This window comes from Seonamhaeicola marinus, from assembly GCF_008085455.1.
Genome location: NZ_VSDQ01000194.1, coordinates 1 through 536 on the forward strand (window position 1 = coordinate 1; position 536 = coordinate 536).

At 30.8% G+C, this 536-nt stretch carries 1 protein-coding gene; it reads left to right on the top strand.

Annotated elements, in window-relative coordinates:
- A partial coding sequence (locus tag FUA24_RS02965; protein ID WP_148540005.1) for a DEAD/DEAH box helicase family protein occupies positions 1-536 on the top strand: 536 nt, incomplete at both ends.

A 536-nucleotide genomic window follows, 5' to 3' on the forward strand; every position in this document is an offset into this window, starting at 1 on the left:
CCGTTATTTTCTCTGAAATTGTTAGGCAATATTTAAAAACTCACAAGAAAAAAGTACTTGTAATGACTCATAGAATTGAGTTATGCAAACAAACATCAAAAATGTTAACAGAGTTTGGTGTTGGTAATAAAGTTGTTGATAGTAAAGCCGATTTAAGTGACCAAGCAGAGTATTCTTGTTTTGTTGCCATGGTTGAAACTTTAAATAATAGGCTGAATGATGATAAGTTAGATATTTCGGATATTGGCCTAGTAATTATTGATGAAGCACACTATAACTCATTTACAAAGCTATTTAAGTTTTTTAGCCAAAGTTTTATTTTAGGTGTTACAGCAACACCTTTGAGCTCTAGTATTGAATTACCAATGACCGATAATTATGATGAGTTAATTGTTGGTGAAAGTATTGAATCTTTAATAAGTAATGGCTTTTTGGCAAGAGCCGAAATGTTTAGCTATAACGTAGGTTTAACATCGTTAGTAGTAGGTGCAAATGGTGATTATACTGTAAAATCTTCTGAAGATTTATATACAGAT